This window comes from Tractidigestivibacter sp. (assembly GCF_057241865.1).
This window is the reverse complement of the sequence record NZ_DBHHPX010000030.1, coordinates 1-17,215: the sequence shown is the minus strand read 5'-3', so window position 1 is coordinate 17,215 and position 17,215 is coordinate 1. Positions and strand designations below refer to the sequence as shown.

Below are 17,215 nucleotides of genomic sequence, written 5' to 3'. Positions count from 1 at the left end.
GCACCGGGCGCGTCATGTGTTCCGCGAACGAGGGAGGACACGTGAGCGATTCGAAGGTTGACATTCTTCTCCTGGGCGCCGGTGGCCGTGAGCACGCACTTCTCGCAAAGCTTGCCGAGTCGCCTCGAGCCGGAAGGTTCTGGGTTGCTCCGGGCAACGGTGGCATGGACGCTCTGGCCGAAGTTGCCCCTGTCGTCCAAGACTCGCCTGTCGACGTGGCCAACTTCGCGCGCGAGAAGGGCATAGACCTCGTGGTCATTGGCCCGGAGGCTCCGCTCGTGGCCGGCGTGGCAGATGCCGTGCGATCTGCGGGCATCGCCTGCTTTGGGCCCAATGCCTCCGCTGCGCGCATGGAGGGTTCCAAGAAGTTCGCCAAGCAGGTCATGGCACGCACGGGCGTGCCCACTGCGGCATGGCGCTCCTTTACCGAGCAGGAGCCGTGCGAGGACTATGTCCGTCACCTCGACGGCCCCTGTGTGGTGAAGGCCGATGGCTTGGCCGCTGGCAAGGGCGTCATCGTGGCGAAGGATGCCAGCGAGGCTCTCGAGGGAGTGCGCGAGTGCTTCTCGGGCCGATTCGGTGACGCCGGTACCACGGTAATCGTCGAGGAGACCCTCGACGGACCCGAATGCTCGCTTCTTGCCCTCACCGACGGTACCACGCTGGTGCCGCTTGCGACCGCGCAGGACCACAAGCGAGCCCTCGACGGCGACAAGGGCCCCAACACCGGCGGTATGGGCGTCTACTCGCCTGTCCCCACGGTCACGCCCGAAGAGCATGCCGCTATGGTTGCCATTGAGCAGCGCGTGGTCGATGAGCTCCGTGCTGAGGGCATCACGTACTCCGGCTGCCTGTATGGCGGCTTCATGCTTACCAAGGAAGGCCCAAAGGTGCTGGAGTTCAACGCCCGCTTTGGCGACCCCGAGACCCAGGTGGTCCTTCCGCGCATGCAGGCCGACCTCATCGACGTTTTTCTCGCCTGCGACGAGGGGTCCCTCTCGCCCGACATGGTCTCATGGGGCGACAACTGGGCCGTCTCGGTGGTTCTCGCCAGCGCCGGATATCCCGGCGGCTACGAGAAGGGCAAGGCTATCTTTGGTATCGAGCGTGCGGAAGCGCTGGATGGCGTTACCGTCTACCACGCCGGAACGGTGCTCGATGACAGGGGACGGCTGGTCACGGCTGGCGGGCGCGTGCTCGATGTGACGGCCGTGGCGCCCACGTTTGAGGAGGCCCGCCGTCAGGCGTACGCGGCCTGCGACCTTATCGACTTTGAGGGAAAGACCCTGCGCCATGATATTGGGGCCAAGGCGGTTCTTCCCCGCAGCAACGGATAGCGCCGAATCACTCGCGTAGTACGAAACGAGATACTTTGGAGGCACAGGGCAGTGGCACGGGTGCAGGATATGGGTGCCGATAAGGACGAGGGATACTCGTACGAGGCGTCACCAGCGGACGATTCGCAGATTCGTCCACAGTACGTCGAGGCGGTTCCCACGATGGACGACCTTCGCTCGGCCACCGCAGACATGCGCTCGGCTGCCGATGACCTTACCTATGATGGTGACCGTTCGAGCCAAGACCACGTCTCAGGCCTTCCGCAGGCCCGTAGCCTGGTGCTTGGGGAGGACGACCCGCGTGATGCTGGCCTCGAGGAGCACCCGGTTTCTGAGGACGTTGCCTGGACAGGCCGCATCTTCAACGTCAACCGCCTGCGCGTGAAGCTTCCCGATGGTCGCACGGCCGTGCGTGACGTTGTACGCCACCCGGGTGCCGTGGCGGTCGTCGCGCTTACCGACGGGGGGCGCATTTGCCTGGTGCGTCAGTTCCGCACGGCGCTTGACCGCGTGACGGTTGAGATTCCCGCAGGCAAGCTCGACCCAGGCGAGGACCCGCTTGACGCCGCCCATCGTGAGCTGGCCGAAGAGACGGGCATGCAGGCCAAGAAGATGGCCTATCTCACCACCATTGCGACGTCTGACGGCTTTTGCGACGAGCTTATCCACCTCTACATGGCAACGGGCCTCAGCTATCACCAGTCGAGCCCCGATGCCGACGAGTTCATCAACGTTGATCTAGTCGAGCTGTCCGAGCTGGTCGATGCGGTTCTCGACGGCAGGGTCGAGGACGCGAAGACCGTGGTCGGCGCGCTTGTCTGCGACGCGATTGCGCACCGTCTTGCGCCAGGCGAGGCTGCCGGTCCCGTGAACGACCCCATGAGCGATGGGAAGGTCGATGGCTAAGCAGAAAGGCGAGATGGCTCGCCGCCAGACCAATGCCCTAACCGGCGACGAGGCTGAGAAGCTCTTCGAGACTGTTGACGAGACGGGCCACTCCAACGAGGAGGTTGCACGCCGCGAGCGTCGCCGCCGCAAGGAGAAGGGTACCGGCGTCGATGTGGACCCGCTTTCCTCGGAAGATCCTTCCGGCTCTAACGTCGGCAAGGTCATCGCGAAGACTGCCGTTGGCTTTGTGCTGGTATTTCTCGTCATCGTGGTTGCCGCGCAGGTGATTTTTGGCGTGGTGCGCCGTTCGAACACGGCAGACCTTGCCCACAACGTGACAGTGACGACGGTGGCCTCGGCGCTGCGTGGTGGAGTCGAGTGGGGCAACGGCTTCACGCAGTTCCCCGAGGACTTCTCGGTGCAAGAGGCAGACGAGAATACCGGGACCGTTGAGGTGACCGTAATCGACTCCACCTCAAGCGATGCACTCGAGTGCTTTGCCGGATCGCAGGTGCAGGCGTCGGCCTTCTCGGTAAACTGCCTGCTCAATCCCAACATCAATACCGTCATCTACCACGTGAACGTTCGTATGGACGAGAACGGCAAGTTCAAGACCTCGCAGTTGTTTGGGTTCCTCAAGCCCACGGGCGATGTGACCTCGTTCATCACGTTTGTGTGGTCCAAGACCCAGAGCTCGACAGGCGTGAATTTTAACTGCAGCATTACCGGCGTGGACTCGACGCTGCAGGAAGAGCTGCGCAGCCAGGTCACGACGTCGTTCACGCCGGTTGCGATTCTGAACAACCTTACGGGTGGCTCGACGGAGAACAGCACGACGACGAGCAGCGGATCGAGCTCTGGTTCGAGCAGTGGGTCAAAGTAGCCGCAAGCGTCGCAGCTGGTGGCGCGGTATGCGTTGCGGCCCCAGCGCCCCTCTCTGCGGGAAATCGCCGGTTAAAGCAGGTTAAACGTTCGGGATTTCCGGCAGTGCCACTAACCCGTGGAACCTCGCCGATTAGGTCGCCGTAACCGTCCCGGATTTCCGGCTATGTGGAAGACCGCGACTTTTCGCCGGTTAAAGCAGGCTAACCGTTCGGGATTTGCGGCAGTGCCACTAACTCGTAAAGAAACGCCGATTAGGCCGCCGTAACCGTCCCGGATTTCCGGTGCCGCTGCCGACCTGTAAAAATTCGCCGATTAGGGCGTGCTAACCGTTCGGAAAATCTCTAAACGGCGAGAAATGACAAGATGTGACCACTGCGACCTGACACCGCGCGATAGCAGGGAACACCAAATGACACCGCAGCCCTCAATCCTCTCGCCCAATCCTTCGCCCACAACGCCAATCCCACCACTCGCGGATTTCTCTTCTTCTCAATAGACAAAATATCCCATTTGACCTGCGGGCAAGCGTGCCGTCAGACACCTGTCAGTTATAAGGGTCGTCCCGTCAGGTACAAGAAGCTCACGATGGCGGCTGGAAGGGGGAGAGCGTGAGCAGGGGATATTGGCGAACGGTACAGGATGAGGTCAACGAGGCGCTCTCTGCTGCGGAGGAACGGGGAATGTGCCTCTGTGTGAAGAGCGACCGCACACGCCGCCTCCTTGAGCGCCGGGCGACGGCTGGAATTGTGACGTCACCCTTTCCGCGCACATACGCGAGAACGTCATACTGGAAGTCCCTCTCGCCAGGCGCCCAGTCGCTGCACGTGATCCGCGCAGCAGCTGCCTTGCATCCTACATGGGTGTTCTGCGCAACGTCAGCCGCGATAGCCCATGGCCTGCAGGTATCTGAGCCAGACCCGTCGGTGGTCCACATTTTAGATGCAAAGAATGGGGGACACCGAGGGAAGCACGTGGTAAGGCACCCTGTTCCTCCTGCGGTTGGCGAGAAAGATAAGGTTGTTGCCGGTGTCAGGGCGACTCCTCTTGCCGACACCATCTCGACGTGCCTGAGGACCCTCCCCATGCCTGCCGGCCTTGCCGTTGCGGACTCCGCACTGCGCGACTACGGCCTTACGCGAGAGGGCCTCGCAGGCTTCGTGCAAGCCCAGCCGCATTCGAGGGGTTCCCGCCAGGCGTTTCAGACGATAGGCTGGGCTGATGGCCGTTCTGAGAATGGCGGAGAGTCGATGGTGCGCGGAATTATCATCGAGCTGGGATTTTGCGTGCCTGAACTGCAGGTTCTTGTAGAGGATCCAACCCGTTCCGGAGGTGAGTACAGAATCGACTACGTTTGGGACACCGGTGTCGAACGGCCGATATTCGGCGAGCTTGATGGTGCAGGCAAGTACGCCGAGCAGGGAGCTTGTGGCGGACGAGGCGAGAAGGTCTCGGGAAAGGCAATTCTCGCTGAGAGACGCAGGGAATCTCGCCTCACCCTGTACGATGCCTCGATTGTGAGATTTAGCTTCCCAGAGGCCAAGGACCGACCCTTTTTCAAGGCCCTGCTTGAATGGTACGGAGTGCCAAAGCGGGACTTGTGATGTCGTAGGGTTTCGCCGGTTAGGCCGCCGTAACCGTTCGGGATTTCCGGTGCGGCTGCTAGCCTGTAAAAATTCGCCGGTTAGGGCTTGCTAACCGTTCGGAAAATCTCTAAACGGCGAAAATCCACGGGATGAGAGGGCCGAGCAGTCCGCGGCTGGCCGCCCCGGCTACCTCACAAGCGCCGCAACCTGCCCCAACAGGCTTTCGAACGATACCCCACGCACCTCGTTATCCGGCTGCAACCGCGTAATCCGCATGGCATCTCGCACGAAGTCCGCTGCAAACGCCACGGCATCGTAGACGCTGCGCCCGCACATCACCGCTCCGGTGAGCGCCGAGGCAAACAGGTCCCCGGTTCCGTGTGTCATGAACGGCAGCTGCTCGCCCACGACCTCCACCAGGTTGGTCTTCTCGCCAGCAATATAGTTCCTGATAAGCCCGTCGCCTCGCACTACGCCCTTCATCACGACGAGATGCGCACCCATCCCCACAAGCTGCTCCGCATAGCGCTCGACCTCGGCCTGGGAGAGGTCCTGCCCGCGGTACGGCATGCCGGTAAGCAGGTGTGCCTCGGTAAGGTTGGGGGTGAGAATATCGGCTCCCGCAACCAGCGTTCGCATCTTCTCGCACAGCTCGACCGTATACGTGGGATACATCTTGCCACCATCGCCCATCACTGGGTCAACCACCCTAAGCGCCTTCGGATGCTCGCGATAAAGCCGCTGGATTGCCCCCACCTGCTTCGCCGAGCCCAAGAACCCGGAATAGATTGCATCAAGCTCGATGCCTTCCTTCTTCCAAGCGTCCAGGTAGTCGTTGAGGATTGGCGTCGTATCGTGCATGTAGAACGTGGGGAACTTGGTGTGAGCCGAGAAAAGCGAGGTGGGTACGGGGCACACGTCGCAGCCAGCCGCGGAAAGCATGGGGATGGCAATCCCCAGCGAGCACTTGCCGTATCCACACAGGTCATGCACTGCGGCGACGCGCGGGATGTAGGCGCCCTCTCGCTTGTAGAGAATCAGGTCCTTGGGATTCATGCGATACCTTTCGGCTCGTGCCAGTCCAGTGGCTGGGCTGTCAGCTGTTGTCGACATTTGTTGCTGTTGGTCAATGATAGGCCCCATGGCCCACGTTCGCCCTGCTCCATCTATACTGTGAGGGTCTCTGAAACCAAACGTTAAGGGGGTCCTATGGCGGACAAGCCGCTGGTGGGAATCATCATGGGGTCCAAGTCGGACACGCCTGCGATGGAGGCGTGCACCGCTCAGCTGGATGAGCTGGGCGTTCCGTACGAGCTGGTCATCGCGTCGGCGCACCGCTCGCCGCAGAAGGTTCACGACTGGGCCTCCACGGCAGCAGACCGCGGCCTCAAGGTGATCATCGCCGCTGCAGGCAAAGCGGCCCATCTGGGTGGTGTCGTTGCTGCCTATACCCCGCTTCCCATCGTTGGCGTTCCCATGAAGACGAGCGACCTGGGCGGCATGGATTCCCTGCTCTCCATGGTGCAGATGCCATCGGGGGTGCCCGTGGCCTGCGTGGCCATTGGCGGCGCCAAGAATGCGGCCATCTATGCCACCCAGATCCTGGGTGCCACCATGCCGGAATACCGTGAGAAAATCGTTCACATGAAGCAACAGATGGCAGTGGCCTAGCATCTCTCTGCCAAGCGCCAGCCGTCTGCACATGACTGCGCTAGCCGCAGCCAAGGAGGAAAGCACCACATGAAGAAGGAAGAGCTACTCGAGCAGATCAAGCTTGCCATGAAGGCGCGCGAGAAGGACCGCGTGTCTATCCTGTGCCAGGTCAACCAGGCCGTGAAGCAGGTCGAGGTCGACGAGCGCCGCGATGCCACCGAGGCCGACGTTACCAAGGCTGTCAAGAAGCTCCAGAAGGTTACCGCCGAGGAGCTCGACGGCCTGCGCAAAGCCGGCACCGAATCCCACGCCGAGCGCATCCAGGGGCTCTCGGCCCAGGCGGACATCCTTTCTCAGCTTCTGCCCCGCCAGCTCGAGGGCGCAGACCTCGAGCGGCTGGCCGACTCCCTCATCGCCCAGCTTGGCGTCACGTCCAAACGCGACATGGGCAAGGTCATGGGAGCGCTTACGAAGGCCACCAGCGGTAACTTCGACAAGCCTGCCGCCGCTGCGTATGTGGGAAGCAGGCTCTCCTAGTTCGCCGTGACCGAGAAAGGCAACCACGTGTCAAACAGTCAAGGCAAGCACTTCGGCCAGCCGTCGGAGGACAGTCCCATACCGGCACAGCACGCGGACGGCAGCCAGCACACCGCCAGCCCTGCCAACAACCAGCGTGCCGCCGGCTTCATACCCGTCGTCACGGGTGACCCGCACGCAAAGGGCAGCGGTGCGCGTTTTGCCCGCAGCGACCGTCGCATGGAGAGCGACAACTACCTCGATACCGACCCATATGACCTCTCGGGCCGTCGTTCCCGTGACCCGCGCAAGCGCCGTAACAGCATCGTCTCGACGATGCTGTTCATCGTGGGCATCGCGCTCCTTGCGATTGCCGCGGGTATGTGGGGATACTCGCAGTGGCAATACCACGAGCAGGACGTGATTAACGAGAAGCTTGCGCAATACGCAACCATCGATGATGAGGGCAACTCGGCGCCGGTTGTCGATTGGGCATCGCTCAAGGCCATAAACCCCGAAGTCGTTGGTTGGATAGAGATTCCCAATACCGTTGTGAGCTTTCCGGTCTACCAAGCGTCCGATAACGACAAGTACCTGCATACCAACGCAGAGGGTGCCTACTCGCTGGGCGGCCAGGTCTTCATGGACTACCAGAACCAGGCGCCTGGCATGCTTGACCAGCAGACCATCATCTACGGTCACCACCTGCGCAACGGTGCCATGTTCAAACCCATCGCCGACATGGACAACCAGGAGGCCTTCGATTCCGTGGGCACCGTGTGGTACGTCACCGAGGGTGCCAGCTACGAGCTTGAGCCCCTCCTCCTCTATTACACAGACGAGGATGACACCAACGTGCGCACGTTTGGCTGGGCGAGCGAGGATGAGTTCCACACGTACCTTTCGGACCTTCTTGCAAAGTCTGTGACTAGCCGGCCTGACGCAGCGGAGCTCATCGGCAAGGCGGACCACGTGCTTACCCTGTGCACCTGCAACTACATTGATGGCTACGGCCGCACCATCCTGGTGTGCGTACCCAAGAGCGAGGTGGCATCGTGACGGAGGCGTCGTGGACGCGGGAGCCAAGTGACGACAAGCTGCACGACGAGTGCGGCGTGTTTGGTGTGTGGGCACCCAGCCATGACCCCGCGCGCATGGCGTACTTCGGGTTGCGGGCCCTGCAGCATCGAGGGCAGGAGTCTGCGGGCATTGCCGTGGGAGACGGGCGTACGGTTCTGGTCCGCAAGGATCTGGGCCTTGTGACGCAGGTCTTCTCCGAGGCCGACCTTGCCGCCATGCCGGGCAAGGTTGCCATTGGCCACTGCCGCTATGGCACGGCAGGCGCCAAGGGATGGGAGTCGGCGCAGCCGCACCTCTCGATGATCAACGACGTAATCATCGCCCTTGCGCACAACGGTACGCTCGTGAACTTTGATGCCCTGCGTGCCGAGCTCATCGAGATGGGCATCCCCTTCCGCTCCAATACCGATAGCGAGGTTGCGGCCAAGCTCATCGGATACTTTACGCAGCGTGGCCATCGTTTGCGCACCGGCATTGCGCATACCATGCGCATGCTCGAGGGCGGCTACGCCATGGTCCTTGCCCGCGAGAACGCCCTCTATGCGTTCCGTGATCCGCACGGTATCCGCCCGCTGGTTTTGGGCAGGCTGGGAGAGGGCGAGTGGGTCGTTGCGTCCGAGACCTGCGCCCTAGACATTGTTGGTGCCACCTACGTGCGCGAGGTCGCGCCGGGCGAGGTCATCCGCATCTCCGATGACGGCTTTCGCTCCGAGCAGGGCGTGCCTCCGCAGCCCCACGCCGATTGCATCTTTGAGCACGTGTACTTCTCGCGCCCGGACTCTGTGAAGGACGGTAGCTCGTTCTACCTCATGCGTCACAACATGGGCCGCCGCCTTGCGCGCGAGACGCCCGTTGTCGGTGCCGGCCTTGTTATCTCGGTGCCCGACTCCGGTACGCCTGCGGCTGAGGGATACGCCGCCGAGCTGGGTCTGCCCTACGGCACCGGACTCATCAAGAACCGTTATGTCGCGCGCACGTTCATCCAGCCAACGCAGGCCCTGCGCCAGATGGGCGTGCGTCTCAAGCTCAATCCGCTGCCCGATGTGGTACGCGGCAAGCGCATCGTGATGGTGGATGACTCGATCGTGCGTGGTACCACGTCCAAGCAGATCGTCCAGATGCTCCGTGACGCCGGCGCCGCGGAGGTCCACATGCGCTCGGCCTCGCCCACGGTCACGTGGCCATGCTTCTACGGCATCGATACGGCAAGCCAGGACCAGCTCATCGGTGCCAACATGTCGCTTGAGGAGATGCGAGACTATATCGGTGCGGACTCTTTGGGCTTCCTTTCCCCAAGGGGGCTGATCGATTGCGTCCCCCACGGAGGCTACTGCACGGCCTGCTTCACCGGCGACTACCCGGTGGCAATTCCACGTTCGTTCTACGAGGAGAAATTCCTGCCCGGCTACAAGCCGCACAACCTCATGCAGTCCTCGCTCGAGTCGCACATGGGCATCGACCAGGTGGCGCGCGAGGTCGAGCAGGACTCGGCAGCGCGGCTCAGGGTTGACGAGAAGCGCAGTGGCGTGGACGAGAAGAACGAGGCAACCCTATCCAGGAAGGATGGACAAGATGGCAGATAGTCCCCAGCACGTCTCGTATGCAGACGCCGGTGTCGACGTAGACGAGGGCGCCCGCGCCGTCGACGCGATCAAGGCAGCCGTGGCGTCGACCAACCGTCCCGAGGTCATCGGCGGCCTGGGCGGCTTTGGCTCGTGCTTCTCGGCGGCGGCGTGCAAGGACATGGATGATCCGGTCCTGGTCTCGGGCACGGATGGCGTGGGCACCAAGCTTGCCATTGCGCAGCTGCTCGATCGCCACGAGACCGTGGGCGAGGACCTCGTTGCCATGTGCGTCGACGATGTGGTGCCCATTGGTGCCGAGCCCCTGTTCTTCCTGGACTATGTGGCCATTGGCAAGCTGCGCGCCGAGCATGTGGCAAAGATCGTGGGTGGCATCGCCGAGGGTTGCCGCAAGTCCGGCTGCGCCTTGGTTGGCGGCGAGATGGCCGAGCATCCTGGTGTCATGAACCCCAACGACTACGACCTGGCCGGCTTTGTGGTGGGCGTGGTTGACCGCCCAAAGATGATCGGGCCGCATCTGGTCCGCGAGGGCGACGTTATCCTGGGGCTTCCCAGCTCCGGCATCCACTCCAACGGCTATTCGCTCGTGCGCAAGGTTGCCATTGAGGGCAAGGCCGTCGAGGAGCTCGAGCGTCCGCTTCCCGAGCTGGGCGGGGAGAGCCTTGCGGACGCCGTGATGCGACCCACCACCATTTACGCAGGCGGACTGGTGCGTGCGCTTCGTGCGGGCGTGCCTATCCATGCAATGGCCCACATCACCGGCGGCGGGATTACCGAGAACCTCAACCGCGCGCTGCCCGGCAGCGTCGACGCTGTGGTCGACCGTGGTGGCGAGGATGGACCCGCATGGGACGTGCCACCGGTCATTACGTACATGGTGCGTGCCGCTGGCCTCACGCCCGATGAGGCGTACAAGACCTTCAACATGGGTGTTGGCATGAGCGTCATCTGCGGTCGCGATGATGTGGATGAGGTCTGTGAGGGGCTTGTTGCCCAGGGGTTTGCGCCGTTTGTGATGGGGGAGTGCGTGCCGGGCAAGGGCAAGGTGGTCTATCGATGAGCATCAAACTCGGAGTGCTCATCAGCGGGTCAGGTACCAACCTCCAGGCCCTTATCGACGCTATTGCCGCAGGCAAGCTCGATGCCAGCATCGAGCTTGTGGTGAGTTCGCGGCCCAGTGCGTACGGCCTTAGGCGCGCGGAAGAAGCTGGCATCCAGACGCTTACGCTTTCCAAGGAGATTTACGCGGACCCGACGGTTGCTGACGAGGTCATAGCCACCGAGCTGCGGCGCGTCGGCGTCGACTATGTGCTCATGGCCGGCTACATGCGCATGGTGCACGACCCGATTCTGGCCGCATTCCCCAATCGAGTGCTCAACATCCACCCGGCGTTGCTTCCCAGCTTCAAGGGCGCGCATGCCATCCAGGACGCTTTCGACTACGGCGTCAAGGTCACGGGCGTAACGGTTCACTTTGCAGACAACCACTACGACTGCGGGCCTATCATCGCGCAGAGAGCGGTGGAGGTGGAAGAGGGCTGGACGGTCGAGCAGCTTGAGGCCCGCATTCACGAGGTCGAGCACGAGCTCTACCCGCACGTGGCGCAACTCCTGGCAGAGGGGCGCGTGCACGTGGCCGAGGGCGGGCGCGTTGTAATCGACTAGAGCCGCCCTGGCCAGTCTTTGACGGCATCGGTGGGGCTGGGCGTTTCGTGATGAGGGCCCATTGTCTCGCCAGCGCCGCTGTTTTGCGCCGGGAAGAAATTCGGGGCCCCCATCGGAAAGATGGCGATTTCTGTTTTGACGGTTTGTGGCAGTATTGGTTCAAGACGTTATATGCTATATGTTGAGTGCCAATTTACTGCCTGCTGCTTTGTAAAGTTAGCCAAGGCATCTACTTGGCAAGACCTTCTAAAACTGCCACCAACCGTGAAAACGTGCCATCCGAAGGCTTCGGAGCCACGCCTTTGCGCCCGAACATGGTCTGGCTCGCCGCTGCTTTCCCACTACCGACGCACAAGCGTCGCGATGCACTCCACGTGTCTCGTGTGCGGGAACATGTCCACAGGCTGCACGCGTTCAAGTCGGTAGCCGCCCTCACGGAGCAGTTCGACATCGCGGGCCTGCGTCAGCACATTGCACGAGACGTACGAAACACGCTCGGGCTTCAACGCGCACACAGCCGAGAGAAACTCCGGTGTCGACCCTGCGCGCGGCGGATCCATGACCAGCGCGTCAAAGCACCCCGCCCGTCCGTTGCGCGCTGCTGCCACGAGGTACTCCGTAGCGTCTGCGCGCACAAAGCGACATCTGCCGTCGAGCCCGTTTGCCACGCAGTTGCGCCGGGCGGCAGCGACGGCGCCGGCGACCTGCTCTACGCCCACAACCTCGACATCGTTGCAACTCTTTGCGGCACATATGCCGATGGTTCCCGTGCCGCAGTATGCGTCGAGCAGACGCGTACCGGGTGCCACGCCGGCCCCGGCGATGGCCAGGCGGTAGAGGACCTCCGTCTGCTGGGGGTTAGTTTGATAGAAGCTCGTAGGCCCAATCCCAAAGTCGCAGCCCAGCAGGCGGTCACGCATAAAGCCGCGTCCGCGCAGCGTGCTGCAGCGACGGCCGAGGATTGCATTCGTTTGCCGCTCGTTGATGTTCTGCACGATGCTCGTGTGCTTGGGACACTCGTGTGCTAGGTCGTCCACAAAGCGCTCCATGCGGGGGATGCGGGGCCCGTTGGTGACAATGGTAAGGAGACGCTCCCTGCTCACCCAGCCCATGCGAATCACGGCATGGCGCAGCACGCCGGTTCCGCGGTCTTCCTGGTAAGCGGGGATGCCGCACCTCTCGGCTGTACGCGCAACGGCATTGAGTGTCTCGCGGATTCCGGGAGCCTCCACCAAGCAGGAGGCGCAGGGGACAATGCGGTGCGTTCCTGCGGAGTAGAACCCACAGCGGACCCTGCCGCGGGAGCCTGGCGCAAATGGCGTGGCAGCCTTGTAGCGATAACCGCGGGGGTCATCCATGCCACGTATCTCGTCGACATGCGCACGGTCTTCTTGAGCCGCCTGACCTAGCACCTCTTCGACCAGCGCCTGCTTGCGTTCGAGCTGGATGGGGTAGGACACCTCAAGCCACTCGCAGCCCCCGCAAGACTTTGCGATGGGGCAGGTATAGGTGCGGTATCCCATGGGTCTCCAGCCAACGATGGTGAGCGCAAACGGTACAAAGCCAGCATACACGCCCCGGCCGCAGCAGGGGTTCCTCGGCGTTTTGAAACGTGACGCCATGAATGCGACAGAACTGCGCAGTCCCAACGAGGGACTTAAAAACCCTTGTATGTTCACCGTGTGCAGGGGTATAGTTCACTTGTGTTTTAAACGCAGGTCAAAAACTGCGCGCAAGAAGGCATTTTAGGGGCGGGTAGTAAAGGGGAGCACTCAATGCAGTCCAAGATTGCACATGCGGCCGAGCGCAAGGCATTCAGCATCGCGCTGGACCAAATCATCAAGGCGGCGTCGGGTGACGACCGCGAGAAGAATCTCGACAAGCTTATCAACATGGCCGGTAACCTGCTTAAGGATACCGCTCCCGGTGTCACGCGTGGCCTGAAGGCCGGTCTCTATCCTGGCTCCAAGTGGGAGCAGTTCCTCTGGAGCGTCATCGACGAGACCGACCCGCACGTGCTCAAGACCGTCGTTCTCAACGGAGGCTACGAGTCTGCCTTCCGCGGCCTGCGCAACACAACTGCCAACGCTGATAAGTACCAGTGCAACGTGCCTTGGATTATTATCTTTGATCCCACGAGCGCCTGCAACAAGCACTGCATCGGCTGCTGGTCGGCAGACTACGAGAAGTGGCAGAACCTTACGTACGAAGAGTGCGACAAGATTGTCACGCAGGGCTCCGAGCTTGGCTGCCACCTGTACATGATGACTGGTGGCGAGCCCCTGGTACGCAAGAAGGACGTCCTGCGCCTCGCTGAGGAGCACAACGACTGCCTCTTCAACATCTTCACCAATGCGTCCCTCATCGACCAGCCGTTCTGCGACGAGGTCAAGCGCCTGGGCAACATCGTATTCTCCATCTCGCTCGAGGGCTACGAGGACACCAACGATGCCCGTCGTGGCGAGGGCTCCTACGACGAGGTCATGCGCGCCATGGACCTTCTGCACGAGAACGGCCTGCTCTTTGGTACCTCCACTGCCTACACGCGTCTGAACACCGAGGCGGTCACCTCCGACAGGTACTTTGATCTCATTATCGGCAAGGGTGCCCGTTGGGCCTGGTACTTCCACTACATGCCCGTGGGCGAGGGCGCCAACGCCGACCTCATGCCCACCGCCGAACAGCGCGAGTACATGCTGCACCGCATCCGCGAGGTGCGCGGCATCACCGGCGGCAAGCCCATCTTTGCGATGGACTTCCAGAACGATGGCGAGTACGTGGGGGGCTGCATCGCTGGCGGACGCGTGTTCTGCCACATCAACGCCAAGGGTGACGTGGAGCCGTGCGTCTTCATCCACTACTCCAACGCCAACATCAAGAACGAGGACCTTCTCGACTGCTTGCGCCAGCCCGTCTTCCAGGCTTACCGCGAGAACTACCCCTGGAACGACAACATGCTGCGTCCGTGTCCCATGCTCGAGAACCCCGAGATGCTGCCCAGGATCGTGCATGCAGCGGATGCGCAGTCCACGGAGTACATCTCTCCCGAGGACGTCGACCATCTGTGCGCCCGTACCACGCCCTACGCCGAGAAGTGGGCGCCCGAGGCCGAGCGTCTGTGGCTTGAGGAGCATCCCACCGGCAAGAAGATCTACGCGGACCAGATGTCTAACGAGAAGATCTCCGTCAAGGCAAAGTTAATTGCAGAGGAGGACGCCAAGGGCGAGGCAGTCGTGGGGGCCGAGGAGAAGTAGCTTTCGTCTATAAGTGCTTGCTGAGCCCGGGTCACGAGGTTTCACGGCCCGGGCTTTTGTATGCGCTGTCTGGCAGAGGCCGCACATAACGCTGGCATCCTCCGGTGGTTGCCCTCTTGTCCAGGAGGCTTTTCTGGCCAGCCGTGGCCGCACGTTTCCCCGCCCCCACCAACGCCTGCGGCGCTTGCACCAACGCTGCCCGATGTGTACGAATGAGCCGCTGTTCGCGGGGGTAAGGTTTGAGCTGGCGCGCGGTTTGCCGCGCACTTGCAAAAGCACGGTGGCTTCGCTGTTGCGTTTTCTCTCGGCGATGCCGCCTTGGCTGCGGCTCGAGGAGGAACCATGGCTACAAAGAGCACTGAGAAGGTCAAAAACGTGGTCCTTGTGGGCCAAGGCGGCGTGGGCAAGACCATGCTGGCCGAGGCCATGCTTCACCTGACGGGAAAGACGACCCGTCTAGGCGGTCACGCCGGTACCAAGCCCACGCTTGATTACGATGCCGAGGAGGGGGAGCGCGGCTTCTCCATCTCCACCACCATTGCCCCCGTCATCTGGGGAGACACCCGTATCAATGTGCTCGACGCGCCCTGCTACCCGGACTTTGTTGGCGACGCCTACGCCGCCATGAGTGCATGCGAGACCGCACTCTTTGTGGTTGACGCCGCGGGTGGCGTTGGAACCGTGACCACGCGGCTGTGGTACGCGGCGGAGAACCTCTCGCTTGCGCGTGCCATTTTTGTGAACCGGTGCGACCGTCCGGACGCGGACTTTGACGTTACGCTTGAGGCCCTGCGCGAGCATTACGGCAACAACCTTGGTGTGGTTACCATCCCCATGGGCGTGGGAGGTGCGTTCTCGGGCGTCATCGACGTGGTGCACATGAAGGCGCGCCACCTCGAGGACGGAAAGCCTGTAGTGGGCAACGTTCCCGCCGAGTTCCAGGCTGCCGCCGAAGATGCCCGCGCCAACCTGACCGAGCTTGTGGTTGAGGTGGATGACGAGCTCATGATGCGCTACCTCGAGGGCGGAGAGATCACGCAGGATGAACTCGAGGGGCTTCTCGGCAAGGCGATGGCCGAGAGGGCCTTTGTGCCCGTGTTCGCCGGCTCGTGCGTGCGCGAGGAGGGCCTCTTCTCGCTTATGGATGCCGTCGTTGGATGGTTCCCCACGATGGCGGACTTTGGTCGCATTCCGCTGGTCAACGGTGAGCAACTCGACATCTCGCCGGATGACGACCGCCCCGTTGCCTTTGCCTTCAAGAGCCTCAACGACCCGCAGAATGGTCATCTCTCCTTCCTCAAGGTGCTGGCGGGAACCCTTACGCCGGGCATCGAGCTCGCCAACGCGCGCACGCGCAAGACCGAGCGCCTGGGCCATCTCTATCTCATGTGCGGCCGCGACACCGAGGAGATTCCATTCGCTGCGGCTGGCGACATTGTTGTGGTGCCCAAGCTCGAGGCCATGACGGGCGATACCCTCTCGGTGACCGGCAAGGTCGAGGCCGCCGCCTTCCGCTTTCCCAACTCCCTCTACCGCATTGCCATCGAGCCTGACAAGCGCGGTACCGAGGGCAAGCTGTATGCGTTCCTCGAGAAGGCCGCGGACGCCGACCCCACACTCAAGGTCGAGCGTGATGAGGACACCGGCCAGACGGTTATCTCGGCGATTGGCGAGGCTCAGGTGAGCGTCCTTCTCGACCGGCTGGAGGACCGTGCGGGTGTGACGGCGCATACCGTGGCGCTGCGCATCCCGTATCGCGAGACCATTCGTCGCGTTGCCTCGGCACAGGGTCGCCACAAGAAGCAGACCGGCGGCGCAGGCCAGTATGGTGACTGCTGGCTGCGCATCGAGCCTAACCCTGGTGAGGGTTACGAGTTTGTCGACGAGGTCGTGGGCGGCCACATCCCGCGCGGGTTTATTCCCGCCATCGACAAGGGCGTGCAGGAGACCATGCACGAGGGCGTGCTGGCGGGCTATCCCATGATTGACGTTAGGGCTGCGGTGTACGACGGCTCGTACCATCCCGTCGACTCCAACGAGATGGCCTTCAAGACCGCAGCGCGCATTGGTTTCCAGAAGGCCGTCGCGCAGGCCGAGCCCGTGCTGCTTGAGCCCATGGCACACCTGCGCATCACCGTGCCCGACAGCTATGCCGGCTCCGTGATGGGTGACGTCTCCGCTTCGCGTGGCCGCGTCGAGGGCATGTCTGCGGGTACTGGTGTTGCTGCTGGTGAGACTACCATTGAGGCGACCGTCCCGTACGCCGAGGTCACAGACTACGCGACGCGCCTGCGTTCGCTCTCGCGCGGTACGGGCGAGTTCGAGATGGAGCTATCGGGCTACGAGCAGGTTCCGCATGATATCCAGGCCAAGCTTGCTGCTGAGTACGCCGAGAAGCGCGCCGCTGGTGAGAAGTAGTTCGCGACGCTAGCAATGATGAGCAAGGGGCCGACCAGCTTGTCTGGTTGGCCCCTTCTCTGTTTTGACAAGCTTCCGAAGGCAGGCATCTCACAATCGTCTTCGGGGCAGTACGGAGCCAATGGTGACACAGTCTTGCACGTTACTGACCGAATGCATACCGACTTTTGTCATATAGCTTGATAATGATAGGTTTTACCAGCATAAAAGAAATAAATCCCCCAACTAAAATACGTAGTAAAAAAAATATTTGATTCAATTACCGCTATAGTCTCTCTCATAAGGCGTTGATGTGTATCGGGGGGTGTTCCCATAGTTTTGTCAAGCAGGCGGACTCGCTGAGTCCCAGGGTT

General features: G+C 62.0%; 15 protein-coding genes. 12 read left to right on the top strand and 3 right to left on the bottom strand.

The features are described 5' to 3' along the window. Window positions 1–14 precede the first annotated feature (14 nt). The 4 genes from purD to ACO59D_RS09675 all read left to right on the top strand — a co-directional run bounded on the left by purD (window position 15) and on the right by ACO59D_RS09675 (window position 4,711). Window positions 15–1,337 carry a phosphoribosylamine--glycine ligase gene (gene purD, locus ACO59D_RS09690; protein WP_485126796.1) on the top strand — a complete coding sequence of 441 codons (1,323 nt, stop codon included), beginning with the start codon at window positions 15–17 and terminating at the stop codon, window positions 1,335–1,337. A 192-nt stretch (window positions 1,338–1,529) separates the two neighbouring features. Beyond that, a complete protein-coding gene (locus ACO59D_RS09685; protein ID WP_130811688.1) occupies window positions 1,530–2,243 on the top strand; it encodes an NUDIX domain-containing protein in 714 nt (237 codons plus the stop codon). Beyond that, window positions 2,236–3,108, top strand: a complete 873-nt coding sequence (locus ACO59D_RS09680) for a hypothetical protein (RefSeq protein ID WP_485126795.1) — start codon at window positions 2,236–2,238, stop codon at window positions 3,106–3,108. The genes ACO59D_RS09685 and ACO59D_RS09680 overlap by 8 nt, the downstream gene beginning before the upstream one ends. A gap of 973 nt (window positions 3,109–4,081) precedes the next feature. Next, complete coding sequence (locus ACO59D_RS09675; RefSeq protein WP_130811532.1) at window positions 4,082–4,711, top strand: hypothetical protein; 630 nt, start codon at window positions 4,082–4,084, stop codon at window positions 4,709–4,711. Between the two features lie 168 nt (window positions 4,712–4,879). Here the strand turns inward: ACO59D_RS09675 and ACO59D_RS09670 are convergent, their stop codons facing one another. After that, the gene (locus ACO59D_RS09670) at window positions 4,880–5,749 is read right to left on the bottom strand and encodes a pyridoxamine kinase (RefSeq protein WP_485126794.1); all 870 of its coding nucleotides are present in this window, start codon (window positions 5,747–5,749) and stop codon (window positions 4,880–4,882) included. Between the two features lie 153 nt (window positions 5,750–5,902). Here ACO59D_RS09670 and purE point away from each other — a divergent pair, with 153 nt between their 5' ends. The 6 genes from purE (at window position 5,903) to purN (ending at window position 11,190) form a co-directional block, all read left to right on the top strand. Continuing rightward, window positions 5,903–6,364, top strand: coding sequence for a 5-(carboxyamino)imidazole ribonucleotide mutase (gene purE / locus ACO59D_RS09665; RefSeq protein ID WP_485126793.1), 462 nt, complete (start codon window positions 5,903–5,905; stop codon window positions 6,362–6,364). Between the two features lie 69 nt (window positions 6,365–6,433). Continuing rightward, window positions 6,434–6,883, top strand: a complete 450-nt coding sequence (locus tag ACO59D_RS09660) for a GatB/YqeY domain-containing protein (protein ID WP_485126792.1) — start codon at window positions 6,434–6,436, stop codon at window positions 6,881–6,883. A gap of 27 nt (window positions 6,884–6,910) precedes the next feature. Next, window positions 6,911–7,921: a sortase domain-containing protein gene (locus ACO59D_RS09655; RefSeq protein WP_485126791.1), complete on the top strand. Its 1,011-nt coding sequence runs from the start codon at window positions 6,911–6,913 to the stop codon at window positions 7,919–7,921. Continuing rightward, window positions 7,918–9,525: an amidophosphoribosyltransferase gene (gene purF / locus ACO59D_RS09650; RefSeq protein ID WP_485126790.1), complete on the top strand. Its 1,608-nt coding sequence runs from the start codon at window positions 7,918–7,920 to the stop codon at window positions 9,523–9,525. The genes ACO59D_RS09655 and purF overlap by 4 nt, the downstream gene beginning before the upstream one ends. Further along, window positions 9,515–10,585, top strand: coding sequence for a phosphoribosylformylglycinamidine cyclo-ligase (purM, locus tag ACO59D_RS09645; protein ID WP_485126789.1), 1,071 nt, complete (start codon window positions 9,515–9,517; stop codon window positions 10,583–10,585). The genes purF and purM overlap by 11 nt, the downstream gene beginning before the upstream one ends. Then, entirely contained in the window at window positions 10,582–11,190 is a 609-nt protein-coding gene (purN, locus tag ACO59D_RS09640) for a phosphoribosylglycinamide formyltransferase (protein ID WP_130811538.1), read from the top strand. Before purM ends, purN begins: the two co-directional genes overlap by 4 nt. Window positions 11,191–11,531: 341 nt before the next feature. On the opposite strand, the gene rlmD is transcribed toward purN, so the two are convergent. Next, window positions 11,532–12,713, bottom strand: a complete 1,182-nt coding sequence (rlmD, locus tag ACO59D_RS09635) for a 23S rRNA (uracil(1939)-C(5))-methyltransferase RlmD (RefSeq protein ID WP_485126788.1) — start codon at window positions 12,711–12,713, stop codon at window positions 11,532–11,534. Window positions 12,714–12,965: 252 nt separating this feature from the next. Between rlmD and ACO59D_RS09630 the strand changes: the two genes are divergently transcribed. Next, window positions 12,966–14,444, top strand: coding sequence for a radical SAM/SPASM domain-containing protein (locus ACO59D_RS09630; RefSeq protein ID WP_130811540.1), 1,479 nt, complete (start codon window positions 12,966–12,968; stop codon window positions 14,442–14,444). A gap of 342 nt (window positions 14,445–14,786) precedes the next feature. Then, on the top strand, window positions 14,787–16,862 hold the full coding sequence (locus ACO59D_RS09625) for an elongation factor G (protein WP_485126787.1): 2,076 nt from the start codon (window positions 14,787–14,789) through the stop codon (window positions 16,860–16,862). A gap of 170 nt (window positions 16,863–17,032) precedes the next feature. On the opposite strand, the gene ACO59D_RS09620 is transcribed toward ACO59D_RS09625, so the two are convergent. Further along, window positions 17,033–17,215: hypothetical protein (locus ACO59D_RS09620; protein ID WP_485126786.1), on the bottom strand; the 183-nt coding region annotated here is incomplete at its 5' end.

Coding starts and splice junctions, on each gene's coding strand:
- purM (WP_485126789.1), top strand. CDS start 9,515: ATGGCAGATAGTCCCCAGCACGTCTCGTATGCAGACGCCGGTGTCGAC.
- ACO59D_RS09680 (WP_485126795.1), top strand. CDS start 2,236: ATGGCTAAGCAGAAAGGCGAGATGGCTCGCCGCCAGACCAATGCCCTA.
- rlmD (WP_485126788.1), bottom strand. CDS start 12,713: ATGGGATACCGCACCTATACCTGCCCCATCGCAAAGTCTTGCGGGGGC.
- ACO59D_RS09670 (WP_485126794.1), bottom strand. CDS start 5,749: ATGAATCCCAAGGACCTGATTCTCTACAAGCGAGAGGGCGCCTACATC.
- ACO59D_RS09685 (WP_130811688.1), top strand. CDS start 1,530: ATGCGCTCGGCTGCCGATGACCTTACCTATGATGGTGACCGTTCGAGC.
- purE (WP_485126793.1), top strand. CDS start 5,903: ATGGCGGACAAGCCGCTGGTGGGAATCATCATGGGGTCCAAGTCGGAC.
- purN (WP_130811538.1), top strand. CDS start 10,582: ATGAGCATCAAACTCGGAGTGCTCATCAGCGGGTCAGGTACCAACCTC.
- ACO59D_RS09625 (WP_485126787.1), top strand. CDS start 14,787: ATGGCTACAAAGAGCACTGAGAAGGTCAAAAACGTGGTCCTTGTGGGC.
- purD (WP_485126796.1), top strand. CDS start 15: ATGTGTTCCGCGAACGAGGGAGGACACGTGAGCGATTCGAAGGTTGAC.
- ACO59D_RS09630 (WP_130811540.1), top strand. CDS start 12,966: ATGCAGTCCAAGATTGCACATGCGGCCGAGCGCAAGGCATTCAGCATC.
- ACO59D_RS09660 (WP_485126792.1), top strand. CDS start 6,434: ATGAAGAAGGAAGAGCTACTCGAGCAGATCAAGCTTGCCATGAAGGCG.